The 25,850-nt window shown below is 41.8% G+C and carries 18 protein-coding genes and 1 riboswitch; of the genes, 12 read left to right on the top strand and 6 right to left on the bottom strand.

Annotated elements, in window-relative coordinates; genetic code table 11:
- Window positions 1-3: 3 nt before the first annotated feature.
- A complete protein-coding gene (gene rppH, locus MNY66_RS02555) occupies window positions 4-534 on the bottom strand; it encodes an RNA pyrophosphohydrolase (RefSeq protein WP_047255150.1) in 531 nt (176 codons plus the stop codon).
- Window positions 535-647: 113 nt separating this feature from the next.
- A riboswitch (TPP riboswitch) is annotated at window positions 648-750 on the top strand.
- 106 nt (window positions 751-856) lie between these two features.
- Between rppH and thiB the strand changes: the two genes are divergently transcribed.
- From thiB to rluA, 6 genes are all read left to right on the top strand, one after another.
- Window positions 857-1,825 (top strand): thiamine ABC transporter substrate binding subunit, encoded by a 969-nt coding sequence (gene thiB, locus MNY66_RS02550; protein WP_053906991.1) that lies wholly within the window; start codon window positions 857-859, stop codon window positions 1,823-1,825.
- Window positions 1,801-3,405: a thiamine/thiamine pyrophosphate ABC transporter permease ThiP gene (thiP, locus tag MNY66_RS02545; protein WP_241501365.1), complete on the top strand. Its 1,605-nt coding sequence runs from the start codon at window positions 1,801-1,803 to the stop codon at window positions 3,403-3,405. The genes thiB and thiP overlap by 25 nt, the downstream gene beginning before the upstream one ends.
- Window positions 3,398-4,105, top strand: coding sequence for a thiamine ABC transporter ATP-binding protein ThiQ (gene thiQ / locus MNY66_RS02540; protein WP_241501364.1), 708 nt, complete (start codon window positions 3,398-3,400; stop codon window positions 4,103-4,105). Before thiP ends, thiQ begins: the two co-directional genes overlap by 8 nt.
- Before the next feature lie 107 nt (window positions 4,106-4,212).
- A complete protein-coding gene (locus tag MNY66_RS02535) occupies window positions 4,213-6,564 on the top strand; it encodes a DNA polymerase II (RefSeq protein WP_047255153.1) in 2,352 nt (783 codons plus the stop codon).
- 587 nt (window positions 6,565-7,151) lie between these two features.
- On the top strand, window positions 7,152-10,058 hold the full coding sequence (gene rapA / locus MNY66_RS02530) for an RNA polymerase-associated protein RapA (RefSeq protein WP_047255154.1): 2,907 nt from the start codon (window positions 7,152-7,154) through the stop codon (window positions 10,056-10,058).
- 191 nt (window positions 10,059-10,249) lie between these two features.
- Window positions 10,250-10,903, top strand: coding sequence for a bifunctional tRNA pseudouridine(32) synthase/23S rRNA pseudouridine(746) synthase RluA (gene rluA / locus MNY66_RS02525; RefSeq protein ID WP_241501363.1), 654 nt, complete (start codon window positions 10,250-10,252; stop codon window positions 10,901-10,903).
- Between the two features lie 533 nt (window positions 10,904-11,436).
- Here rluA and djlA read toward each other — a convergent pair.
- On the bottom strand, window positions 11,437-12,249 hold the full coding sequence (gene djlA / locus MNY66_RS02520; protein ID WP_047255156.1) for a co-chaperone DjlA: 813 nt from the start codon (window positions 12,247-12,249) through the stop codon (window positions 11,437-11,439).
- A 183-nt stretch (window positions 12,250-12,432) separates the two neighbouring features.
- Between djlA and lptD the strand changes: the two genes are divergently transcribed.
- The 6 genes from lptD (at window position 12,433) to apaH (ending at window position 19,191) form a co-directional block, all read left to right on the top strand.
- Window positions 12,433-14,796 (top strand): LPS assembly protein LptD, encoded by a 2,364-nt coding sequence (gene lptD / locus MNY66_RS02515; RefSeq protein WP_241501361.1) that lies wholly within the window; start codon window positions 12,433-12,435, stop codon window positions 14,794-14,796.
- Window positions 14,797-14,861: 65 nt separating this feature from the next.
- The gene (gene surA / locus MNY66_RS02510) at window positions 14,862-16,181 is read left to right on the top strand and encodes a peptidylprolyl isomerase SurA (protein WP_047255158.1); all 1,320 of its coding nucleotides are present in this window, start codon (window positions 14,862-14,864) and stop codon (window positions 16,179-16,181) included.
- Window positions 16,162-17,160, top strand: a complete 999-nt coding sequence (gene pdxA, locus MNY66_RS02505) for a 4-hydroxythreonine-4-phosphate dehydrogenase PdxA (protein ID WP_241501360.1) — start codon at window positions 16,162-16,164, stop codon at window positions 17,158-17,160. The genes surA and pdxA overlap by 20 nt, the downstream gene beginning before the upstream one ends.
- A complete protein-coding gene (gene rsmA / locus MNY66_RS02500) occupies window positions 17,153-17,965 on the top strand; it encodes a 16S rRNA (adenine(1518)-N(6)/adenine(1519)-N(6))-dimethyltransferase RsmA (protein ID WP_047255159.1) in 813 nt (270 codons plus the stop codon). The genes pdxA and rsmA overlap by 8 nt, the downstream gene beginning before the upstream one ends.
- An 18-nt stretch (window positions 17,966-17,983) precedes the next feature.
- Window positions 17,984-18,361 (top strand): Co2+/Mg2+ efflux protein ApaG, encoded by a 378-nt coding sequence (gene apaG / locus MNY66_RS02495; protein ID WP_047255160.1) that lies wholly within the window; start codon window positions 17,984-17,986, stop codon window positions 18,359-18,361.
- Window positions 18,362-18,363: 2 nt separating this feature from the next.
- Entirely contained in the window at window positions 18,364-19,191 is an 828-nt protein-coding gene (gene apaH, locus MNY66_RS02490; RefSeq protein ID WP_241501359.1) for a bis(5'-nucleosyl)-tetraphosphatase (symmetrical) ApaH, read from the top strand.
- 287 nt (window positions 19,192-19,478) lie between these two features.
- Here apaH and folA read toward each other — a convergent pair whose 3' ends face one another.
- From folA to parC, 4 genes are all read right to left on the bottom strand, one after another.
- The gene (gene folA / locus MNY66_RS02485; protein WP_047255162.1) at window positions 19,479-19,964 is read right to left on the bottom strand and encodes a type 3 dihydrofolate reductase; all 486 of its coding nucleotides are present in this window, start codon (window positions 19,962-19,964) and stop codon (window positions 19,479-19,481) included.
- An 863-nt stretch (window positions 19,965-20,827) separates the two neighbouring features.
- On the bottom strand, window positions 20,828-22,249 hold the full coding sequence (ftsP, locus tag MNY66_RS02480; RefSeq protein ID WP_241501358.1) for a cell division protein FtsP: 1,422 nt from the start codon (window positions 22,247-22,249) through the stop codon (window positions 20,828-20,830).
- Window positions 22,250-22,746: 497 nt separating this feature from the next.
- Window positions 22,747-23,478 carry a 1-acylglycerol-3-phosphate O-acyltransferase gene (locus tag MNY66_RS02475; RefSeq protein ID WP_047255261.1) on the bottom strand — a complete coding sequence of 244 codons (732 nt, stop codon included), beginning with the start codon at window positions 23,476-23,478 and terminating at the stop codon, window positions 22,747-22,749.
- Window positions 23,479-23,560: 82 nt separating this feature from the next.
- The gene (parC, locus tag MNY66_RS02470; protein ID WP_047255164.1) at window positions 23,561-25,822 is read right to left on the bottom strand and encodes a DNA topoisomerase IV subunit A; all 2,262 of its coding nucleotides are present in this window, start codon (window positions 25,820-25,822) and stop codon (window positions 23,561-23,563) included.
- Window positions 25,823-25,850: the final 28 nt, after the last annotated feature.

Below are 25,850 nucleotides of genomic sequence, written 5' to 3'. Positions count from 1 at the left end.
CGCCTAAAACCGCCTACGGCGATGAGAATAAACAGTACGTTGCATAGGTTGTGGCTCCTGCATTGGCATCACTACAGGCGCAAATTCTTTCATTACGCGGCGATACACTTCGCGTTTAAAAGAAACCACTTGTCTGACAGGATACCAATAACTAACCCATCGCCAGCCATCAAATTCCGGCGATTTACTGCGTTGCACGTTAATTTCATTCTCGTTGCTTTGTAATTGCAATAAAAACCAACGCTGCTTCTGACCGATACACACGGGTTTTGTATCCCAACGCACCAAACGCTTGGGTAATTTGTAACGTAACCAATTTCGGGTAGACGCAAGCAGTTTAACATCTTTGCGATGTAAACCGACTTCTTCATAGAGTTCCCGATACATAGCCTGTTCTGGTGATTCCCCGGGATTAATCCCCCCTTGAGGAAACTGCCATGAATGTTGGCCATAGCGACGAGCCCACAAAACTTGCCCTTGCCGATTACAAATTACAATTCCTACATTCGGGCGGTAGCCATCATCATCGATCACCAGACTACCTCAATAACCAAATTTGAAAGATAGCTAATTGTTTCATACATACCCCAGTCGGTAAACTACTATCAATAGAGTTTGCAGATATGCGCGAAGTCACTACAATAGCCACTGACTCAACGGGGTGCTATGACGCAAATAGTCAGGCTGAGAAAAAACCCGTCGAACCTGATCCGACTAATATCGGTGTAGGGATTTGAGCGATGTACCTGCCTAATGAAACTTTCTCTTAGCGCCATCTCAAATCCTGTGTAATGTTTTTTTAATTCAGGAGTGAAGCGTGTCTCAATGCAACTATTTTAAACTCGCCACCAGCGCCATGTTAGCACTGGTTTTTAGCCATGCCGCCTTAGCCGATAAACCAACGCTTACCGTGTATACCTATGATTCCTTTGCCGCAGAATGGGGACCCGGCCCTGCAATTAAACGCAGTTTTGAACAACAATGTGGCTGCGAATTAAAATTAGTGGCGTTAGGGGATGGCGTTTCATTATTAAATCGCTTGCGTATGGAAGGTAAAAAATCCAAGGCTGACATTGTGTTAGGGCTGGATAATAACTTGATTGATACTGCACAAAAAACCGGTTTATTTAGCGAAAGTAAGATTGATCAAACGGCACTAAAATTACCGGTTGTCTGGAAAAACTCAACATTTATCCCTTTCGACTATGGATATTTCGCCTTTATCTACGACACCAATAAAATCAAAAATCCGCCCACCAGTATGGACCAACTGATAAATAGCCCTGAAAAGTGGAAAATAATTTATCAAGATCCTCGTACTAGCACGCCAGGTTTAGGATTATTGCTGTGGATGGAAAAAATATACGCCGATAAAAGCGCCGCTGAATGGCAAAAAATAGCCGCAAAAACCCTGACGGTGACTAAAGGCTGGAGTGAGGCCTATGGGCTATTCCTCAAAGGTGAAGGCGATTTTGTGCTCAGTTATACTTCCTCTCCGGGCTATCATATTTTGGCGGATAACAAAGATAATTACGCCGCTGCGCTATTTGATGAGGGCCATTACATGCAAGTTGAAGTTGCCGCACAATTAAAAAATAGCCCACAACCTGAGCTAGCGCAGCAATTTATGCAATTTATGCTAACCCCTCAATTCCAAAAGGAATTACCTACCACTAACTGGATGTATCCGGTGATTGATATCCCGTTACCAGCGGTATACGAGCAATTACCATTACCCAAAAAATCTCTCCAGTTCAGCGCAGCAGAAGTTGCTAAAGAACGTAATGCATGGACTCGTTTATGGCAAACTGCAGTCAGTCAATAATTAATCGCTCGCTTATCCCTGGGGCTATTGCCAGTGGATTGCTGATCCTTATCGCGGTATCGGCCTGTGGCGCGCTGCTATTATTTTCACCGGAGCTGAATTTTAAAGCGATTATCGATGACAGCTATTTATGGCATGTAATTCGATTTACTTTTTGGCAGGCTTTTTTGTCGGCTATTTTTTCGGTATTGCCAGCAATTTTATTAGCGAGAGCGCTCTATCGGCGACGATTTTGGGGACGAACATTGTTATTGCGTTTATGCGCGATGACTTTAGTACTACCAGTGTTAGTGGCAATTTTCGGTATTCTCTCCGTGTATGGCTCCACCGGCTGGCTAGCACAGCTCTCGGCATATTTAGGTATTGATTATCAATTCTCACCTTATGGATTGAGCGGTATTTTACTGGCACATATCTTTTTTAATCTGCCACTCGCTGCCCGTATGTTATTACTTGCACTAGAAAGCATTTCTACTGAACAACGGCAAATCGCTGCACAGTTAGGCATGAGTGAATGGCAGCAATTTCGTCTTGTGGAATGGCCGTATTTGCGGCGCCAGATGTTACCCACCGCAGCTTTAATATTTATGCTCTGTTTTGCCAGCTTTGCTACGGTACTAGCATTAGGCGGAGGCCCAGCTGCAACCACCATTGAATTAGCTATTTATCAAGCCCTTAGCTATGACTTTGACCTTGGTCAAGCCGCATTATTAGCACTGATCCAGATTATTTTTTGCTTAGGATTAATGTTGCTGAGTCAAAAAATGAATGCTGCATTTTCAGTTGGATTTAGCCAACAACAAAAATGGAATAATCCTCAAGATACACTTTGGCGTAAAATTCGTGATATCAGCGTGATCATCGCCGCAATTCTGCTACTTATCCCCCCGCTACTGGCGGTAATTATGGCAGGCCTAAACCGCGGATTGATGGATGTTTTACGCCAACCCGCCTTATGGCAAGCGCTAACTACGTCGGTAATTATTGCCGTTAGCGCCGGTATTTTATGTGTAATATTAACGCTGATGTTACTGTGGAGCAGCCGTCAGTTACGCATTAATCATGCGCTACGATTGGCACGAACTATCGAACTCAGTGGATTGTTAATATTGGCGATGCCAGGAATTGTTCTCGCGACAGGATTTTTTATTTTATTCAATCAAACTATTGGCTTACCGGAATCTCCTTATGGCATTGTTATTTTAACCAACGCGTTAATCGCTATCCCTTATGCGCTTAAAGTATTAGAGGATCCAATGCGTGATCTAGCTGCCCGCTATAACCCTTTGTGCCAATCTTTAGGCATACAAGGGATCAATCGCTTACGATTAATCGAAATAAAAGCCTTGAAGCGCCCGATAGGGCAAGCCTTAGCATTTGCCTGTGTGATTTCTATCGGTGATTTTGGGGTTGTTGCACTGTTTGGCAACGAAGATTTCCGCACTCTGCCTTATTATCTGTATCAGCAAATAGGAGCGTATCGAACCAATGACGGTGCGGTTACCGCTATGCTGCTGCTGTTACTTTGCTTTTCACTATTCAGTATTCTCGAACGACTTCCGGGAAAACCCCATGATTAAATTGGAAAACCTCAATTATTTTTACCAAAACTTAGCCATGTATTTTAACTTTACTGCCAAAGCCGGTGAACGCATCGCTATCTTGGGCCCTAGTGGAGCAGGGAAAAGTACCTTACTGAGTTTAATCAGTGGCTTTCAATACGCGGCTCAAGGATCAATTTGGTTAAATGGGGTCGATCACACCTCAACGGCTCCTGCACAGCGCCCGGTTTCGATGTTATTCCAAGAAAATAATCTTTTCAGCCACTTAACGGTACGCCAAAACATTTCTCTCGGGGCTAATCCAAGCTTACGCTTAAGCCAGCAACAGCAGGCCGAGGTAATAAAAATTTCCCAGCAAGTGGGATTAATCGATTATCTGGATAGGCTACCATCACAGCTTTCTGGCGGACAACGGCAAAGAGCGGCCGTCGCACGGTGTTTGATCCGCCAGCAGCCTATTTTATTGTTAGATGAGCCATTTTCCTCCTTAGATCCGGCATTAAGAAATGAAATGTTGGGGCTACTGGAGGAAATTTGTCACTCACGCCAACTGACTTTGCTAATGGTTTCTCATAGCTTAGAAGATGCCGCGCAAATTGCACCTCGTTCACTAGTTATTGCCGAGGGAACCCTTGCTTACGACGGTAGCACGCAGGCATTGATCCGTGGGGAAGTCGCGCAATCCGCACTATTAGGCGTGCTTCCTAATACAGAATAACACGCGGTAAATCAGCCAGAATAAAAATATATCGCTTAAATAATACTGTATAAAAATACAGATAAAATGCTATTATTAACTTCCTTACCGTCACTCAAGGTCGTGCCATGACGCTCTCTTCTTCGCCCCCAGAAAAAGGCTTTGTGATCAGCCGCCACTGGAAAGATACCCCCGAAGGCGTCCAAGTCAGCTACTGGCTATTGACTGAAAATGGCCCACGCTATGTGACGGTGCCTACTCAGCAGGCGATAGGCTTTATTGCAACCCATTCGCGCCAATACGTTGCGCCTGTACTTGCACAATATCAAGGTGTTGAGCTACGCTCCTTAGCGCTAAAAGATTTTAATCAGCACCCGGTTGACGGTATTTATTGCCGTCAATATCGCCAATTATTGCAGATTGAAAAACAGCTCGTCACTTTGGGATACAAAGTCTATGAAACCGATATTCGCCCGGCAGATCGCTATTTAATGGAGCGATTTATCACTGCCCCGGTATGGTTTAGTCCTTTAGGTAAACAGCGATATCAGCTTAAACCGTGCGAACATTATCGACCTAACATTCGTTGCGTATCATTAGATATCGAAACTAGCCAGCACGGTGAGTTATATTCCATTGGATTATCGGGGTGCGATGATGATGTGGTATTTATGTTGGGTCCAGACCAAGGCCCTGCCCACTCCTCTGAATACCGTTTAGAATACCTTAGTAGTCGCCCGGCATTGATTGAACAACTAAATTTATGGTTTCAGAAAAATGATCCCGATGCAATTATTGGCTGGAATTTGATCCAATTCGATTTACGAATTTTACAACAACATGCCGAGCGCTATGGGCTAATTTTAAAATTAGGCCGTAATAATAAGGCGTTAGAATGGCGTGAGCACGGCTTTAAGCCAGGGGTATTTTTTGCCGCCGCCGAGGGCCGCTTAATTATTGATGGTATCGAAGCACTAAAAACAGCCACTTGGAGTTTCAGCTCGTTTAGCCTTGAATTTGTGGCTCAGTCTTTACTCGGCGAAGGAAAATCGATTGATACACCGTACGATAGAATGGACGAAATCAACCGGCGCTTTCAGCACGACAAACCCGCTTTAGCCCACTACAATATTCAGGATTGTATTTTAGTTACGCGCATCTTTGCCGCCACTCATTTAATCGAATTCTTATTAGAACGAGCCTCAGTGACTGGCCTAAATGCCGACCGCAGCGGAGGTTCAGTCGCTGCATTTTCACATTTGTATATCCCTCGATTACATCGCGTCGGCTATGTTGCACCGAATCAAGGTGAAAAAATTGAAGAAGCCAGCCCCGGGGGATTTGTGATGGATTCACAACCTGGTTTATATGATTCGGTGATTGTGCTGGATTATAAAAGCCTTTATCCGTCGATTATCCGCACGTTTATGATAGATCCCGTTGGCATGATTGAAGGATTAGCCCAGCCAGAATTATCCCATTCTATCCCCGGCTTTCGCCATGCTTGGTTTTCACGCCAAACCCACTGTTTACCCGCGATTGTATCTCAAATATGGCAAGCCAGAGACCGCGCTAAAGTCACAGCTAACGCGCCGCTATCTCAAGCGCTAAAAATTATTATGAACGCATTTTATGGTGTATTAGGCTCCGCAGGCTGCCGTTTTTTTGATCCTCGATTAGCCTCATCCATTACCCTAAGAGGCCACGAGATCATGCGTAAAACTCGTGAACTGATTGAATCACAAGGTTATCAAGTAATTTACGGCGATACCGATTCAACATTTATCTGGCTTAAACAACCCCATAGCGAGCAACAGGCTAAACAGATCGGTTATCAATTACGGGATTTTATTAATCAATGGTGGCAGCAGCATTTGCAATCGACACTGAATATAGACAGCGTGCTTGAATTGGAATTTGAAACTCACTATCGGCGCTTTCTGATGCCAACTATTCGTGGCACAGAACAAGGCAGTAAAAAACGCTATGCCGGATTAAGCGGGGATAAAATGATTTTTAAAGGACTAGAAACCATTCGATCAGATTGGACTCCGCTGGCTAAAACATTCCAAACTGAGCTCTACACGCGGATTTTTCATCAACAGCCCTACCGCGAGTTTATCCTTGAATATGTCCATAAAATTCGCCGGGGAGAGCTTGATGAGCACTTAATTTACCGGAAACGTCTGCGCCGAAAATTATCAGATTATCAGCGTAATGTTCCACCACATGTCCGGGCGGCTCGCTTAGCCGATGACTTTAATCTTCGCCATCAACGCCCGCAACAATACCAAAATGGCGGCTGGATAAGCTACATAATGACACAGGCAGGCCCTGAGCCACTTGAGGTTACTACCGCAGCGCCAGATTATGAGCATTACATCAATAAACAAATTATGCCGATTGCCGATGCTATACTGCCTTTTTTGCAAGATGATTTTACTACTCTTCTGACGGGGCAAATGTCAATGCCTTTTTAATCAATTAATCTTTTTTTAACAGGTGACGATGAGCCGTGCATCAATTAATATAGCAGCATAATCTGAGTGAGAGTTAAGTCGAAAATGATGACATTAAAATACGCTTATTGAGGTAAGTCATTACTATCGATACACCATGCTACTAGGTGATATCACTGAGATTATGCTGGGTAATAACACCCCTCTGGAGTAATGGATACCCCATCATCTTCGCAACGTACTGATAGTATCGGTTATAATAATTTAATTAATTTCTACCCAAAATCATTCAAGTTATATCAAGGTGTCTCGATGAGCCTAGTCACTTGTATTAAGCTTAGCCAGACAAACTTGGCTATAAGCTTACTCGGATAATGGTTTCTGATGGCGAACAGCAGCCGACATGCTAATCAACTTAAAAGATGACGGATATGTATTCTGATATCCAAACAGTTCAAATTGTCGCTGAGGCAGCAAGTAAAGATATCGAAATGATAAATCTAAGAAAGCCACCAGCACAGCTGTAATTTGACGTATGACAGGTCTAAAAACCGTCTCATATAATTTATCTCATAATAAACAATCGAAATACGGAACTGAGTTAACCTATGCCATTTACTCTTGGTCAACGCTGGATAAGCGATACAGAAAGCGAACTTGGATTAGGCACCGTCGTGGCTATTGATGCTCGCATGGTGACAATACTTTTCCCCGCTAGCGGAGAAAATCGCCTCTACTCACGCAATGATGCCCCTATCACCCGGGTTATGTTTAATGAAGGTGATACCGTGACCAGTCACGAAGGCTGGCAGTTAAAAATTGAAAATGTAGAGCAAGAAGAAGGTCTGCTCATTTATAACGGTATTCGACTAGATACAGAAGAACCTAATGTTACGCTGCGAGAAGTATTTCTCGATAGCAAACTTACTTTTAATAAACCGCAAGATCGCCTGTTTGCAGGTCAGATTGACCGCATGGATCGCTTCGCATTGCGCTATCGTGCGCGGCGCTTTCTGAGTGAGCAATTTCGCCATCAATCTACCGGGCTACGCGGAATTCGAGCTAGCTTAATCCCTCATCAGCTATTTATCGCCAATGAAGTCGGTAAACGCCATCATCCCCGGGTACTTTTAGCCGATGAAGTCGGTTTAGGTAAAACTATCGAAGCGGGGATGATAATTCATCAGCAATTGATGTCTGGCCGTGCCGAGCGGGTATTAATTATTGTGCCTGAAAGTTTACAGCACCAATGGCTGGTGGAAATGCTGCGCCGTTTTAACCTGCGCTTTGCATTATTCGATGATAGCCGTTATGCAGAGGCGCTGCATGATAGCGATAATCCACTGGAAACCGAGCAATTAGTCTTGTGTTCATTGGATTTTGTACGTCGCAATAGACAACGCTTTGATCATATCGTTGAAGCCGGCTGGGATATGATGGTGGTCGATGAAGCCCATCATCTGGAATGGAGCGAAGACGCACCCAGCCGTGAATATCAAGTCATTGAAACCTTAGCTGAGCAAGTTCCTTCGGTACTGCTATTAACCGCAACGCCAGAGCAATTAGGCCAAGAAAGTCATTTTGCTCGTTTACGTTTGCTGGATCCTAGCCGTTTCCATGATTATCAAGCGTTCATTGATGAACAGCAAAATTATCAGCCGGTTGCCGATGCCGTTACCCTGCTGTTAACGGGTGAAAAACTGAATAATGATCAGCAAAATATCTTGAATGAATTAATTAAAGAACAAGATATTGAACCTTTATTAAAAGCCGCTAATACCCACGGTGACGAGAGTGAGAAAGCACGTAAAGAGTTAATCACTATGCTAATGGATCGTCACGGAACTAGCCGCCTGTTGTTCAGAAATACCCGTAATGGGGTTAAAGGTTTCCCACGCCGTGAATTACATTCGATCAAAATGCCGCTGCCAACACAATATCAAACCGCGATTAAGGTCGCAGATATTATGGGCGCTAAAAAAAGTATCGAAACACGTGCGAAAGAGATGCTGTATCCAGAGCAAATTTATCAAGAGTTTGAAGGTGAAAATGCTACTTGGTGGAACTTTGACCCGCGTGTAGAGTGGTTGCTGGGCTATTTAATGGCTCACCGAGATGAAAAAGTTTTGGTGATTTGTGCCAAAGCTGCGACGGCATTGCAATTAGAGCAACTGTTGCGTGAACGCGAAGCGATTAAAGCAGCAGTATTCCATGAAGGGTTATCGCTGATTGAACGCGATCGTGCAGCAGCTTATTTTGCCTCTAAAGAAGAAGGCGCGCAGGTTTTACTGTGCTCTGAAATTGGTTCAGAAGGCCGTAATTTCCAGTTTGCTAACCAATTAGTGATGTTTGATCTGCCTTTCAATCCAGATTTATTAGAGCAACGTATTGGCCGTTTAGACCGTATCGGTCAGAATCGCGATATCGTCATTAGCATTCCTTACCTTGAGCAAACTGCGCAAGCTATTTTGCTGCGTTGGTACCATGAAGGTTTGGATGCCTTCGAACATACTTGCCCAACTGGCCGTGCTATTTATGATAAATATTACCAGCAACTGCTTGGTTTTATGGCTAATCCAACCAATACTGAAGGCTTCGAAGAGTTTATTAAAACTTGCCGAGCTGAACACGACCGTCTGAAAACTGAATTAGAGCAAGGCCGTGACCGCCTGCTTGAAATGCATTCAAATGGCGGAGAAGCCGGTGTAGAGCTAGCACAGACCATTGCCGAACAAGATGATGATACAGAACTGGTTAATTTCGCACTAAATCTATTTGATATCGTCGGCATTAGCCAAGAAGACCGCAGCGATAGCTTGATTGTGCTCACGCCATCAGATCATATGTTAGTGCCTGATTTTCCTGGATTACCAGAAGATGGTTGTACTATCACATTCTCTCGCGAACAAGCACTTTCCAGAGAAGACACCCAATTTATCAGTTGGGAACATCCGATTATCCGTAATGGACTCGATTTAGTGTTGTCTGGCGATACCGGCAGCTGCGCCATGTCTTTATTGAAAAACAAAGCGTTACCAGTAGGTACTTTGCTGACAGAGCTGATTTACGTGGTTGAAGCGCAAGCGCCGAAAAACCTACAAATCACTCGCTTTTTACCGCCAACGCCAGTACGTTTACTGATTGATTTAAAAGGTAATGATCTAGCACCTCAGGTTGATTTCGAAAGCTTTAACCGTCAATTAAATGCGGTTAATCGCCATACGTCGAGCAAACTGGTCAATGCAGTACAAAGTGAAGTGCATGCGGTACTGCGCCAATCTGAAGCTCTGGTAGCAGAGCAAGCAGAAAAACTGATTGCCAGTGCCAAAGAAGCCGCAGACAAATCATTAACTTTAGAATTATCTCGCCTTGAAGCTCTAAAAGCAGTCAATCCGAATATTCGTGATGATGAATTAGACACGGTAGAGCAAGAGCGTCAACAATTGCTGCTTAACATTGAACAAGCAAATTGGCGTCTGGATGCTATTCGACTGATTGTCGTAACCCATCAATAAGCGCTAACTTTAGTTCTCATTGCGCCTAAAAACACGTAATATTGCCACCTTCCCTTTACCGGGAAGGTGTTTTTATCTCTGGGTTAGAACACTATTCCAGCGTTTTTAGTCCGCTACTGGCACCGCAGTATTAATCTAACCAACTGATATTTATCATAACTTTACGCTAACTTTCTGGAGTTTTTCCTCTCATGATGCCACCTTATAATCCACCAACCGACCCTTGGTTATATGTCTTGTATCAGGATGAGCATATTATGGTGGTTAATAAACCTAGTGAGCTACTTTCTGTGCCGGGAAAAGCCCCAGAACATAAAGACAGTATTATGACTCGAGTCCAGCAACAATTTCCCGAGGCAGAATCGGTTCATCGTCTAGATATGGCAACCAGCGGAGTGATGGTCGTCGCGCTAAATAAAGCCGCCGAGCGTGAACTTAAACGCCAATTTAGGGAAAGAGAACCGAAAAAAACCTATATTGCACGCGTTTGGGGGCACCTTGAAAAACAACAAGGATTAATTGATTTACCCTTGATTTGTGATTGGCCGAATCGACCGAAACAAAAAGTGTGCTATGAAACGGGTAAGTCGGCACAAACTGAATATGAAGTATTGGCTTATGAAGAACATGCGACGCGAGTTAAATTATCGCCGATTACTGGCCGCTCACACCAGTTACGCGTACATATGTTAGCGCTAGGACATCCTATTTTGGGTGACAGATTTTATGCGCATCCCGACGCTAAAGCATTGGCGCCGCGCTTACAATTACATGCTGAGCAGCTTTATATCACTCATCCAGCCTATGGCACACCGATGCATTTCAGTTGCAAAGCAGATTTTTAGCCTAGATTGAGTGGAAAGCTGAATTTAGTAGAAATATTAAGATAGTAGAATGATAGTAGAATGATAGTAGAATGATAGTAAAATAATAGTAAATAACACATCGGGATGGCATAAATGCCATCCTCGAGCACCTTTAACTAAGTAGAATAAATATTTATCTATTTAAATAAGATACTAATATAACCTTAGCCAAACAGGACTGTTACCGAATTCAAAGAAGCAAGAATAAGGCACAGCGCCAATCCCAAACTCCCGAACAGAACACGGATATTAGCCATTTTTTTGATCCCTCAATCAATTAAATAAAAGTTAAGTTAAAATAAATTTAAGTGAAATAATTAAACTTAACTTATATGTTACCGGAACAAAAAATAAACTCAAGATGGTAACGATAATTCAATTAAACGGGGATAAACTGTCCTATTTTTCTGGATTGAGCGGCATAAAAAATACGCTGAAATACCGAAAAAATATTGATATTTCAACGCACCATTTAATTATCTATCAAATAAATAAAATAACTCGCTCTTTTATTATTTAAAACCGCGCTCTTTTTTAATCAAATCGTAGGCAGCTTGGATAGATTGGGTTTTTTGTTTAGCGATTTCCATCATTTCAGGCGGTAAACCTTTAGCGATAAGTTTATCCGGATGGTGCTCGCTCATTAACTTACGATAAGCGCGCTTAATTTTAGTTGGCTCATCAGTCGCTGATACCCCCAGCACCTTACATGCATCATCGAGCGTAGGTCCTTGAGGCTGTTGATAATTCCCTCCCGATTGCTGGGAGTATCCACCGCCAAAGCTTCTGCCGCCTTGGATCATCTCCAAGAATTGCTCAAATTGGACTTTAGAAATCCCCAACTCTTCGGCAATAATAAACAGCACTTTGCGCTCGTTAGGATGTAACACGCCATCAGCAAAAGCCGCCTGTAACTGAATTTCCAGAAACATCTGAATCAAATCGAATCGACCATAACAAGCGCGACGTAATTTACGCAAAATATCCCGCAACGGAAAATCAGCTAATTTGCCTTCTCTAAAAGCTTGTTGTGCAGCCACGCGAGCATCACCATGTAGCTGCATTCTATCCATTAAATCAGTTGCAAGCTGGATATCAGTCTCTGTAACACGCCCTTTCGCTTTGGTCAGATGCCCCAAAATTTGAAACGTGCTAGCAAAGAATATCGCCTGACGATTTTGGGTATTCATTCCTCCCATCGCCGCTTTTACTGCCGATGCTTTATCAAATCCATGGCCTAATAAAAAACCAATAAAGGCGCCCCAGATCCCTAAACCAGAGACTATTCCGAGAATAACGCCAATTATTTTCCCCCAATAGTGCATATATCCCTCAATTCTTCAATGCTCTGAATGCAATTTTGCATTATCATACTATTCATTCTGCTCTGTGCCTAACCGCATGAGCGTAAAGTTTCTTATACTTTACACTGGCGCATTATTGTCGAGTGCGTTAGTCTCTGAGCGTTTGCCGGCAATACCAATAATGACGGAACCGCATATAGGATTATGAAAAAAAGTTATCCAACTCTGCTCGCCACTATGGTGTGGGCAGCAATTTATAGTCAGCAAGCTTATGCTGACCTCGCAGCACAATGTATGTTGGGCATCCCTGTCTACACAAAACCATTAGTAGAGGGTAACTCAAACGATCTGCCAATACGCATTACGGCTGAAGATGTCCGTGGTGAATATCCCGATTTTATTGAATATACGGGTGATGTTGATATCCAACAAGGAAATCAAACACTAACCGCAGATAACGTTAAATTGACCCAAAGCGATGCCGCTAATCCTGTTCGGATAGTCACGGCGACTGGGAATGTAAACTATGACGATCCACAGATTATTCTTCGAGGACCTAAAGCCTGGTCTAATTTGAATAATAAAAATACGGATGTAGACCAAGGTGACTACCAAATGGTCGGTCGTCAAGGCCGTGGCGACGCGCAAAAAATGAAAATGCGCGGTGAAAATCGTTATACCATTTTAGAAAATGGATCATTTACTACCTGTTTGCAAGGCAATAACAGTTGGAATGTGGCCGGCTCTGAAGTCATTATTGACCGCGAAGAAGAAGTCGCTGAAATTTGGAATGCACGTTTCCGAGTTGGCGGCGTGCCGGTATTCTATAGTCCTTATTTACAATTACCGATTGGTAATAAGCGACGCTCTGGGTTCTTAATCCCGACGGGTAGCTATTCTAATAATAATGGCGTGGAATTTGCTCTGCCTTATTATTGGAATATTGCGCCTAATTATGATGCGACAATCACCCCACAATTTATGACCCATCGAGGCGTAAAAATTAATAACGAGTTTCGTTATTTAATTACCCCGGGCTCAGGCACTGTAGCTTTTGATTGGTTACCGCATGATAGAGCCTATGCCAAAGATAAAGAAAATAATAAACGTGATCCGCGCGATAGTAATGAACGTTGGTTACTTTATTGGCGTCATTCAGGTGTATTCGAGCAAAATTGGCATTTTAATGCCGATTATACCAAAGTCAGTGATCGCCAATATTTCACTGATTTTAACTCGCAATACGGAAATACAACTGACGGATACGCAACTCAAAAATTCAGCGCCGGTTATTCAGCTGAAAATTGGAATACCACGTTAAGCCATAAGCAATTCCAAATATTTGTTGAAGACAACAATCCTAACCGTCGAGCGTATAAAGCCGCGCCACAACTGGATTTCAATTACTATAAAAACGACTTAGGTATTTTTGATTTTCATACCTATGCTCAAGCCGCGCATTTCACTAGCGTCGGTAAAAATCAGCCTGATGCGACACGTTTGCACTTTGAACCTGAATTAAATATGCCATTATCAAATGGCTGGGCGAGTATTAATAACAGCATTAAGCTGATGGCGACGCATTATGATCAAGATATTCCTAATACCAATACTGATGATAAGCTTGAAAAGAATGTTTCTCGCGTTCTGCCAATGTATAAAACAGATGCAAAAATAGTTCTTGAACGTAATCTGTATCAAGGCAGTGATTATGTTCAAACATTAGAACCACGTGTTCAGTATTTATATATCCCGTATAAAAATCAGGATAATATCAATAACTATGATTCCGCATTATTACAGTCAGATTATAACGGCTTATTCCGTGATCGCCTGTACAGTGGGCTCGACCGTATTGCTTCTGCTAATCAAGTAACAACTGGTATTACTAGCCGTATTTATGATGATAATCTGATCGAGCGTTTTAATTTCTCTGTGGGCCAAATTTATTATTTTGAGCGCCCTCGCGCCGGTGATTCAACCTTTAGAGTAGATGACAAAAGTAATACTGGTTCATTAATATGGGCGGGTGACACTTATTGGCGGATTACTGATGAATGGGGTGTGCGTGGCGGCGTTCAGTATGATCGTCGTTTAGGAAATATTACGATGGGGAATGCGGTCACTGAGTATCGCTTCGATGCCGATCGTTTGCTACAGTTAAACTATCGTTTTGTTGATCGTGATTATATCCAAGCGACATTCCGCCGTGATGAAAACCAGCAAACCTATGCGTTACCGGCATATCAGCAAGGCATATCTCAAGTGGGTGCGGTGGTAAGTTGGCCATTAAGCGATCAATGGGGATTTGTTGGCTCTTATTATTTCGATACCAAAGAACGTCAACCGGCCAGCCAAATGGTTGGTTTACAATATAATACTTGTTGTTGGGCGGTTAACCTCGGCTATGAACGTAAGATTGTCGGCTGGCAAATAGACAAGTTTAGCAGTGAATATGATAATAAATGGTCAATCAATGTGGAACTTAGAGGCCTAAACAACAATCATAGTCTGGGTAGCCAGAAAATGCTGGAAAGTGGCATACTGCCTTACCAACGCGCTTTCTGATGAAATATTAACCAGATAAATACGATTAACCCGCCATTGGCGAAATCTATAATGATAGGACACCTATGAAGAATTGGAGAACACTTATTCTCGGCTTGATGTTTGCCAGTACTACGGCATTATCAGCACCGCAGCAAATGGATAAAGTCGCCGCTGTAGTGAATAATGGTGTTGTGCTGGAAAGTGACGTCAATAACATGTTGAATACAGTGAAATTGAATGCACGTAATGCGGGTCAGCAAATTCCTGATGAGGCTTCATTGCATCACCAAATCCTTGAGCGCTTAATCATGGATAATATTTTATTGCAAATGGCTAACCAAATGCAGATTAATATTCCGGAAGAAGCCGTCAATGCCACCATCAAAGATATCGCACAGCAAAATGGAATTACTGTCGATCAAATGCAAAAACGCTTAGTCGCTGATGGTATTGATATGGCGCAATATCGCGCTGAAATCCGTAAAGAGATGCTAATCGCTGAAGTGCGTAATAACGAAGTTCGTCGTCGTATTACTGTGCTGCCGCAAGAAGTTGATTCATTAGCACAACAAATCAGCGCTCAAACAGATAATGAAGCCGATGTTAACCTTAGCCACATATTAATCCCTTTGCCGGAAAATCCGACCCAAGCACAATTAGAACAAGCTGAAGCTACGGTTAAAAAAATTCTAACCCAACTGCAAAAAGGTGGAGATTTTGGTAAATTAGCCATCACCTACTCTGCTGATCCACAAGCATTAAAAGGCGGAAACATGGGGTGGTCTCGCCTACAAGAGTTGCCTGTTGTATTTGCTGAGCAAATAAAACATTCTAAAAAAGGTGATATTATTGGACCAATTCGTTCCGGTGTTGGTTATCATATTCTGCGCTTAAACGATATGCGTGGCGGTAACAATACAATTTCAGTCACTGAAGCTAAAGCCCGTCATATTTTGCTTAAATCTTCACCTATCATGAACGATGAAGAGGCAAGACAAAAATTACAGCAAATTACTCAAGACATCCGCAGTGGAAAAATCACTTTTGAAGACGCCGCTCGCGAATATTCAGATGACCCAGGCAGCGCATTAAAAGGCGGTGAACTCGGCTGGAATATGCCAGATGTATTTGATCCCGCATTTCGTGATGCATTGATGCGTTTAAATAAAGGCGAACTCAGTCAACCTATTCGTTCTTCATTTGGCTGGCATTTAATCCAACTGGAAGATACGCGCAGCGTCGATAAAACAGATGTCGCACAGAAAGATCAAGCTTATCGCTTACTGTTTAATCGTAAATTTAACGAAGAAGCACAAAGCTGGATGCAAGAACAACGCGCAGCCGCTTATGTGAAAGTATTAGATGGCAGTGATGCGCAATCAAATGATACACAATCAAAATAAACCCATCGTTATCACCCCCGGCGAGCCAGCCGGGGTTGGCCCTGACTTGCTTATCCAGCTTGCTCAACAATTTTGGCCTGTCGAATTAGTCGCCTGTGCCGATCCTGAATTGTTGGTAGCTCGCGCGAAGCAACTTAACCTACCGTTGACACTAAAAGCTTATTCGCCAAATGCTCCGCATGAAGCACAACCGGCCGGGAGTTTATCTATTTTGCCTGTACCGCTTGCGACGCCAGTGATTGCAGGACAGCTGAACGTAAAAAACGGATCATATGTTACCGAAACACTGGCAAAAGCCTGCGATGGCTGTCTAAATGGTGAGTTTGCAGCGTTAGTTACAGGCCCTGTACATAAAGGCATTATTAACGATGCGGGTATGTCTTTTAGTGGTCACACTGAATTTTTTGCTGAGCGCAGCCATTGTCATCGTGTTGTTATGATGTTGGCAACAGAAGAATTACGCGTCGCTTTAGCGACAACTCACCTGCCGTTAAAGGAGGTGGCTGGCGCTATTACTTATACAAGCTTGCGCGAGGTTATTAATATCCTCCACCACGATTTACATACTAAATTTGGTATTTCTTCGCCAGTGATTTATGTCTGTGGATTAAATCCTCACGCGGGAGAAGGCGGCCATATGGGCATGGAAGAGATTGATACCATCATTCCCGCCCTTGATAGTTTAAGAAGTGAAGGCATCAAGTTAATCGGGCCACTCCCCGCCGATACACTGTTCCAACCTAAATACTTAGAACATGCAGATGCAATTTTAGCAATGTATCACGATCAAGGCTTGCCTGTGTTAAAATACCAAGGATTCGGTAGAGCGGTGAATATCACGCTAGGTTTGCCGTTTATCCGTACTTCCGTCGATCACGGAACAGCTCTTGAGCTAGCAGGTACGGGCCATGCAGATGTGGGAAGTTTTATCACCGCATTAAAGTTAGCCATTCAAATGACATATAACAGCAATGAATAATAGAGTCCATCAGGGGCATTTCGCCCGCAAACGTTTCGGGCAGAACTTTTTAACCGATCAATTTATTATCGATAGCATCGTTGATGCTTTAGCCCCTAAAGTCGGTCAAGCCGTTGTTGAAATCGGTCCCGGATTAGGTGCATTAACTGAACCAGTCGCTAAACGGCTGGATAAAATGACCGTCATTGAGCTCGACCGTGATTTGGCGGCTCGTTTACATACTCATCCGATATTAAAAGATAAACTTAGCATCATTCAGCAAGATGCAATGACTGTTGATTTTTCGGAATTAGCCAAACAAGCGGGACAACCGCTGCGAGTTTTCGGTAACTTGCCGTATAATATTTCAACGCCACTGATGTTTCATCTATTCACCTTTACAGATGCTATTTCAGACATGAATTTTATGCTGCAAAAAGAAGTTGTGAATCGATTAGTTGCAGGCCCCGGCAGCAAAGCCTTTGGCCGTTTAAGTGTCATGGCACAATATTACTGCCAAGTTGTTCCTGTACTTGAAGTCCCCCCAGGCTCCTTTACGCCGGCGCCTAAAGTAGATTCTGCTGTGGTACGCTTAATTCCGCATAAGGTAAACCCTTATCCGGTAAAAAATATTAAAGTTCTTAGCCGTATTACTACCCAAGCCTTTAACCAACGTCGTAAGACAGTACGTAATAGTTTGGGGGATATCTTTAGCGTTGAGAAACTGATTGAACTGGGAATTGACCCCGGAACACGCGCTGAAAATATTTCTGTTGAGGCATATTGTAAGATGGCTAACTATCTCTGTGAGCACCCAGATCAATAATATGCTTGAGGAGGCACTATGCTTAATCAACCCTGTATCAGCATACAAGTCCAAAGTGTCTATATAGAAAGTCAATCCGAACCTGATGCGTCTCGATATGTTTTTGCTTATACCATGTCGATTCGCAATCTAGGCCGCAAGCCAGTCAAGCTACTAACACGCTACTGGCTTATTACAAATAGTGATGGGCATACAACGGAAGTTCAGGGTGAAGGTGTTGTCGGTGAGCAACCGACTATCTATCCTGGGACCGAATATCATTATACCAGCGGCGTAGTCTTAGAGACGCCGCTAGGTACGATGGAAGGGCATTACACGATGATTGACCATCACGGTGATAGCTTTTTCGTCGATATTCCGGTTTTTCGTTTAGCTGTCCCCACATTGATCAATTAATTATGTCTACATATCTCATTGGTGATGTTCATGGCTGTTACCATGAATTACGCGCGTTACTCGAGCAAGTTAATTTTTGCCCTAAAAAGGATACTTTGTGGCTAACCGGTGATCTTGTTGCCCGTGGCGCTGGGTCGTTAGATGTTTTACGTTATGTCAAAGGGCTAGGCGATTCTGTGCGCATTGTGCTCGGCAATCATGATCTTCATTTATTGGGGATCTATTGCAAAATTAGCCGTAATAAGCCCAAAGACAACTTGACTCCCCTTCTCGATGCGCCAGATGCTGATGAATTAATTAATTGGCTTCGGCGTCAACCTTTACTGCAAATTGATGAAGAAAAGCAGATTATCATGGCGCACGCGGGGATCACCCCACAGTGGGATTTAGCTACTGCACGTATGTGTGCTAGAGAAGTTGAATCGGTTTTATCCAGTGATGCGTACCCGCTATTTATTGATTCAATGTATGGTGATATGCCTAATAACTGGTCTCCCGACTTAACTGGCTTATCACGATTACGCTTTAGTACCAATGCATTAACCCGTATGCGTTACTGTTTCCCGAGTGGGCAACTCGACATGCTCTGCAAAGACAGTCCAGAAAATGCACCTTCACCTTTGAAGCCTTGGTTCGAATTACCCAGCAGGTTGCCAAGTAAGTATAGCGTTTTCTTTGGTCATTGGGCTTCATTAGAAGGGAAAGTTACTGCTAACAATGTTTACGCATTGGATACGGGATGTTGCTGGGGTGGGCCATTAACCCTATTTCATTGGGAAGAAAAAACGTTTTATCATCAAGCTTCTCACATAAAACGCGCGCAGGATTAAAGCTATTATTGAGATAACAATCATTATTCGCTTAAAAAAATAACCGTGTAAAAAGTCCCTTAATTGGGATTTTTTATACTTATAATTATTTATATTTCACTTATAATATAGATATATTATTTTATCATATTATAACTTAACTAAATTAAGTTAATATATAAGATTAAAATTTTCATATTTTATATTATTAACATAGGATTAATATTAATAAATATGTAAATTTTTATAAATTAAAGTCGTTTTCATTAAAAAATCGGAGTTGTTAACTCCGATATTTCACACTGAGATTAAATTCTTTTATTTAATATTTCAAAACAATAACCGTGGGAATTTAATTCATCTGCATCATGATATTCGGTGTATTCAGAATCCCATTCATCCGGCTCATAATCAGGGAAATGCGTATCCCCAATCACTTCAGCATCGACATGGGTTAAATACAAGCGAGTCGCCATAGGAAGAAACTGTTGGTAGATTTTACCACCACCAATCACCATCACCTCATCAACCTCACCAGCCGCGGCTAATGCCTCTTCAACGGATTTAACCCATATAACCTGATCATCCGTTCCGGGCTGACTACTCAATACAATATTGACACGTTGAGGTAATGGACGCCCTATTGACTCATAAGTCACGCGCCCCATAATCACTGGTTTATTCAACGTATTCTTTTTAAACCAAGCTAAATCGCCGGGTAGATTCCATGGCATGACTTTTTCCATACCTATAACCTGATCTATCGCCATTGCTGCAATTAGGCTAATATTCATTGGGACACCTTAAAGCTAAATAAGAAGGCTAATAATATAAAATTTTCACGCTACTATACGTAAAGCAAAAACCTGCGTCGACTAAATTTATGCTTCCATAAATACAAATAACTAGTTTATGGTTATACTGTCACCTTGATTATTCTTTAAAGCAATAGTCACTCTATTTAAATAAGTAGATAGAATCATGTTTATCTGATCTATTTTTTTGATGGCTTATTTTTCATTCCATAAATACTGAACTTAAATATACTTTTTTCTTATCATGAAAAATCTATTTAATCTGTTATAACCAAAAAAGATGACAAATAATGTACGGGTAAACACTTATACAACGTAATCTATTTTTTAGCTAATTTCCCAGATGACTATTTTTCTCTTAATTTTTATTCCTGATAGCAACTCTGATAACATTTATCCTGATTAAAGACTATTCGCATCGACATTATCTAATTAAAATCAGTCTGTTAGATTCTTAATAACACATAATAGATAAAAATTAATCCATTAGCACTGAGATAAAAATATTATTAATAATTTTTATTAATTTAAACATAGATTATTTTTTATAATTTTATATACAAAAATAAAAATTTATCACGATGATAGCAAAAAGTTACCGATGGCTTTATTATTTGAATGTAAATTATTACTAATTTAATGTTTTCTACTGATTATATTTAGATTAATGAGAAGAGAAAATAGGTGTAAACTTGGCAGTTAGACTGGATTTATCCATAATTTACTGCTGAATCGACTCTTTTAGCTTAAGCTAATCAAGTTACTAGCGATCAACAAAACATAAATTATTCTAATTAATTATTCAGCCACCAAGCCTCTATTGATGGCTGAATAACATCTAATTATGGATTTTGGGGATTAATAACCATTTGCCCAACACTACCAAGATCGGCTTTTTCCAAATTTTGACTATAGAATAAGAAAGGAAAATGATTAAACGATGGCTGCAGCATTTCGACCAATAACTCAGTACGCCCTTCTACCCAAACGGTGTCTTTCCATCCAAAATCATCGGCAGATACCGGTTGCCCATTATGATTAATCACTTTAAATCGGGCACCTTCAATATGGAATGGCTGAGCTACTTCACTATTAACTGCCCAGCGCTCCCAGCTACCCTGCTCTGTGGTTAAATCTATACGCTTCACATCTCTGGTAGCACCATTGATTCCTGCTGGATCATCTAAACGAATTTCTCGGTTACGAATAGAAGTGGTGATTTGAGTATTATCATCAACTAATCGAGCTGGTACATCATCGGTCACCAAAGACATTAATCCAGTTGCGCGGATGGTCAATATATTGGTTGAAACCAGTAATGATGAAGGTTCAAACAGCCCTTTCATTCTCTCCATAAACCCCGCAGGTTCACCTGCGGTAATCGAGACTTCTTCTGTTTTCGCCATATCAATGAGGATCTCTTTACGCTCTCCAGGGGCAAGCGGCAAAGATTGTACCTGTACTGGTGCTGTCAATAATCCTTGATCTGAGGCGATAAGATAAAACGGTCGGCCATCGCTAATATTCATGATATAACGACGTGAATTCGATGCATTTAATAATCGTAAGCGGATCCAGCCTCGCGATACTTCAATATAAGGGTCTTGTACGCCATTAACTAATAAAGTATCGCCAACAAAACCATTTTCAGAGGATTGATATTCAGGCGTTCCAAAATTATCGAGTCGTTTATCTTGAATAATTACAGGAAAATCATCGACACCATAATGCTTTGGCAACCTTAAATTTTTAGTTGAATCATCGTCAATAATCCACATTCCCACTAAGCCATTATAAACCTGAGACCCCATTTTACCTTCGGTATTCGCATGGTACCAAAGTGTAGCCGCAGGCTGACGAATAGGGATCACAGGGGACCAATCTGCTCCAGGGGAAATCAAACGTGCAGCACCACCAATCTGAGTGCCGGGAACTTGTAATCCACTAACCGTCATAGAGACTGCTTCTGGTAAACGATTACTGTAAATTAATTTAATATCATCGCCATTTTTGACTCTAACCGTTGGCCCAGGATATGAGCCATTTACGCCCCAAATATTGGCGCGTGATTTACCATCAAAAGACCAATGGATCTTCTGTAAAGTTAAGAATAACGGCTGGCCACTACGAGACTCGAGTAATGGCGGGACGGGCAGTAAATTAGTACCGTTTGTATCTGCACTCGCGCTAAATGCTATCGAAGCAAGACATAAAGCCAAACCTGAAATTTTAAGGAATGGAAATGGGCGCATACTAAATGACATATTTTCTCCGCAGAAATAATAATCCCAACGCTTTTATAATATATATATCTTTAATAAGTCGAGCGACAGAAAAACAGTAAACAACGTCATTTCAACTAACTCCGCTTTAGATTTTTTAATTACTAAGTAAGCTGACTGTTGAATATGCCCAAATTGTTATAGTAAACACTTCTGTAACTGGAACTATGGTGGATATAACGGGTAAACAGTTTTTATTAGCTAAATAACAGCCATTATATCTAACGACATTAATGCTAGTTTACATAATGCGCCATATTAGCGCGAAAATAGTCTAACATCTAAAAATATCTGAATAAAATTAATATAGGAATGCAAAAACATACAAGCAGGGATCTACAAAACAATAATTAAATTATTACATTGAGCTAACGTCATTTCTCTTTCCCCTCATTAAGTAGATTACCTTACTTCATAATAAGAAAAGAGAAATGATAATCAAAATAAGAAATAAAAATAAGATAGCTGTTTTTACTGCCTTACTTTTTACTATCTAACAATTCGACTTCTTTATTTAATTGTTTAATTTTAGCATCCATTAAATCATGGCAATGCTGAGCTAATTCACGAACCTGATCACGGGTATATTTGCTGGTATCAATCGGGTCAAGCATTTCAATAATAACCGTGCCGTTATTCCAGCGATTTAATTTTACTCGCCCTTCGGTACTAGAAGCACAGACCGGAACAATAGGTACACCAGCAGAGATAGCCGCATGGAAGGCTCCTGTTTTAAACGGTAATAATCCTCGGCCACGACTACGCGTGCCCTCTGGGAACATCCAAACAGAAATTTTTCGCTGCTTTATTTGTTCAGCAACCTGAGAAATCGTATTGTGGGCTTTAGAACGATTACCGCGATCAATCAATATGTTACCGGTTATCCAATATAAGAAACCAAAGAAAGGCACGAAAATTAAACTTTTTTTGCCGACAGTTACTGTACGCGGCTGAACCCCATTAGAGATAGTGACCATATCATAATTATTTTGGTGATTACCAAGATAAATACTCGGAGGATAATTTTTGGCTTGCTGTGGGATCCGCTTAATTAGCTTAATACCAAACACCCCGGATAATCGACCAAATAAATGGCCAAAGGTCATCACATGTTTAGGGTTACGCGGGCTAAATAAGCAATATATCCCCCCAAGAACACACACCAATATTGTATATATAATGACAATAATGGCACGAATAATAGCTAACATAATAACCTCTAAATATAGTGGGGCAGCCTGCCCCATTATTCTTAACCGTACGACAACTTAAATAATAGCGAATAAATAAAATTTACTCGGCGCTACTATCTGCTGATTCCACTTCAATACGTTCAATACTATGCAGCCCTCGCGGTAAAGAGGTTCCTTTACGTCCACGCTCGGCACGATATTTCTGCAAATCTTCTGGTTTAAGTTTCAATTTACGTTTTCCAAAGAATAACGTAATTGATGACTCTGGTGATAGCAATAATAACCACACCAACAGATCTTCCCCGGCGGCAGCTTGTGCGCCCGGGATATTGATAATTTTATTACCTTTACCTTTCGATAATTGAGGTAAATCAGAAACTGGGAATACCAGCATCCGCCCAGCTTTAGTTATGGCTAATAACAATTGCTGTTGTTCATTTTCAATTTCTATTGGAGAAATAATTTTTGCATTCTCAGGCAAATTAATTAACGCTTTACCGGTTTTATTTTTGGTGACTAAATCATTAAACGTACAAATAAAACCATAACCGGCATCAGAGGCTAATAAGTATTTTTGCTGCTCTGGCGCCATTAATACCTGTTCAATTGAAGCGCCTGGCGGTAAGGTTAGTTTACCGGTGAGAGGCTCTCCCTGACTACGCGCAGAAGGCAACTCCAAAGGATCTAAAGAATAGCTGCGTCCAGTGGTATCTAAAAAAACCACCGCCTGATTAGTTTTACCACGCGCCGCACTTCGGAAGCTATCTCCCGATTTATAATTAAGATTGGTCGGGTCAATATCATGCCCTTTGGCGCTACGTACCCATCCCATCTCAGATAACACCACAGTGATAGGCTCAGAGGGTAAAATATCGTGCTCACTCATGGCTTTCGCTTCACTGCGTTCATTCAGCGGTGAACGACGATTATCACCATAACTTTCTGCATCGGCCTGAATTTCTTTTTTCAGTAAACTGTTTAAACGACGTTCTGAGCCCAGAATAGCTTGCAGTTTATCGCGCTCTTTAGCTAATTCATCCTGCTCACCACGAATTTTCATCTCTTCTAGTTTAGCTAAATGGCGTAATTTTAGCTCCAGAATAGATTCAGCCTGCATTTCAGAAATCCCGAAACGAGACATTAAAATAGCTTTAGGTTCATCTTCTGTACGAATAATATCAATAACCTCATCAATATTGAGGTAAGCAATTAACAATCCTTCCAGAATATGTAAGCGTTTTAGTACTTTTTCTAAACGATGATTCAGTCGATTACGTACTGTTTTACGACGATAAACTAACCATTCAGATAAAATTTCAACCAAGCCTTTAACCGCTGGGCGATTATCTAGGCCAATCATATTTAAATTAACCCGATAGCTTCTTTCTAAATCGGTCGTGGCGAACAGATGGGTCATTACCTGTTCTAAATCCACGCGATTACTGCGTGGAACAATCACTAAGCGAGTTGGATTTTCATGGTTAGATTCATCGCGTAAATCTTCAACCATGGGCAATTTTTTATTACGCATTTGGCTGGCGATTTGTTCTAATACTTTAGCGCCAGAAACTTGATGAGGTAACGCAGTAATCACTGCATTTCCATCTTCTTTTTCCCAAATCGCGCGCATACGCACGGAACCGCGACCGGTTTGATAGATTTTACGAATATCATGGCTGGCAGAGATAATCTCGGCTTCTGTCGGAAAATCAGGTCCAGGGATATACTCCATCACCTCATCCAGAGTCAGCTCAGGATGATCAATTAACGCAATCACTGCATTCGCCACTTCACGGGCATTATGCGGAGGAATATCTGTCGCCATCCCGACGGCAATACCTGTTGTGCCGTTAAGTAAAATATTCGGTAAACGAGCCGGCAGCATTTTCGGCTCTTTTAAGGTTCCATCAAAATTTGGAACCCAATCTACAGTCCCGTTGCCCAGTTCACTTAATAAGGTTTCTGAGTAGCGCGATAAACGTGATTCGGTATAACGCATCGCCGCAAATGATTTTGGATCATCCGGTGCCCCCCAGTTTCCTTGACCATCAACTAATGGATAACGATAGGAAAAAGGCTGTGCCATCAACACCATAGCTTCATAACATGCGCTATCGCCGTGCGGATGATATTTACCCAGCACATCACCTACTGTACGGGCAGATTTTTTATATTTTGCTGAATTGCTTAATCCGAGTTCAGACATCGCATATACAATGCGTCGTTGAACGGGTTTTAAACCATCCCCGATAAAAGGTAGCGCCCTATCCATGATGACATACATCGAATAGTTCAAATAGGCGCTTTCGGTAAAGGTATAGAGGGGTAGACGCTCTACACCATCATGAGTTACTTCACTCATTGAATACTTTCCTTACTCATTCTTTGGG

The sequence above is a fragment of the Moellerella wisconsensis genome (assembly GCF_022592395.1).
In the GTDB taxonomy this organism is placed as follows: domain Bacteria; phylum Pseudomonadota; class Gammaproteobacteria; order Enterobacterales; family Enterobacteriaceae; genus Moellerella; species Moellerella wisconsensis.
Note: the sequence above shows the minus strand (reverse complement) of the source record. Positions and strands in the feature narration are given on the sequence as shown.

Bases quoted from the DNA above. Each gene is read 5' to 3' on its own strand.
- thiB (WP_053906991.1), top strand. From the start codon at position 857: ATGTTAGCACTGGTTTTTAGCCATGCCGCCTTAGCCGATAAACCAACG.
- thiP (WP_241501365.1), top strand. From the start codon at position 1,801: ATGGCAAACTGCAGTCAGTCAATAATTAATCGCTCGCTTATCCCTGGG.
- thiQ (WP_241501364.1), top strand. From the start codon at position 3,398: ATGATTAAATTGGAAAACCTCAATTATTTTTACCAAAACTTAGCCATG.
- MNY66_RS02535 (WP_047255153.1), top strand. From the start codon at position 4,213: ATGACGCTCTCTTCTTCGCCCCCAGAAAAAGGCTTTGTGATCAGCCGC.
- rapA (WP_047255154.1), top strand. From the start codon at position 7,152: ATGCCATTTACTCTTGGTCAACGCTGGATAAGCGATACAGAAAGCGAA.
- rluA (WP_241501363.1), top strand. From the start codon at position 10,250: ATGATGCCACCTTATAATCCACCAACCGACCCTTGGTTATATGTCTTG.
- djlA (WP_047255156.1), bottom strand. From the start codon at position 12,249: ATGCACTATTGGGGGAAAATAATTGGCGTTATTCTCGGAATAGTCTCT.
- lptD (WP_241501361.1), top strand. From the start codon at position 12,433: ATGAAAAAAAGTTATCCAACTCTGCTCGCCACTATGGTGTGGGCAGCA.
- surA (WP_047255158.1), top strand. From the start codon at position 14,862: ATGAAGAATTGGAGAACACTTATTCTCGGCTTGATGTTTGCCAGTACT.
- pdxA (WP_241501360.1), top strand. From the start codon at position 16,162: ATGATACACAATCAAAATAAACCCATCGTTATCACCCCCGGCGAGCCA.
- rsmA (WP_047255159.1), top strand. From the start codon at position 17,153: ATGAATAATAGAGTCCATCAGGGGCATTTCGCCCGCAAACGTTTCGGG.
- apaG (WP_047255160.1), top strand. From the start codon at position 17,984: ATGCTTAATCAACCCTGTATCAGCATACAAGTCCAAAGTGTCTATATA.
- apaH (WP_241501359.1), top strand. From the start codon at position 18,364: ATGTCTACATATCTCATTGGTGATGTTCATGGCTGTTACCATGAATTA.
- folA (WP_047255162.1), bottom strand. From the start codon at position 19,964: ATGAATATTAGCCTAATTGCAGCAATGGCGATAGATCAGGTTATAGGT.
- ftsP (WP_241501358.1), bottom strand. From the start codon at position 22,249: ATGTCATTTAGTATGCGCCCATTTCCATTCCTTAAAATTTCAGGTTTG.
- MNY66_RS02475 (WP_047255261.1), bottom strand. From the start codon at position 23,478: ATGTTAGCTATTATTCGTGCCATTATTGTCATTATATATACAATATTG.
- parC (WP_047255164.1), bottom strand. From the start codon at position 25,822: ATGAGTGAAGTAACTCATGATGGTGTAGAGCGTCTACCCCTCTATACC.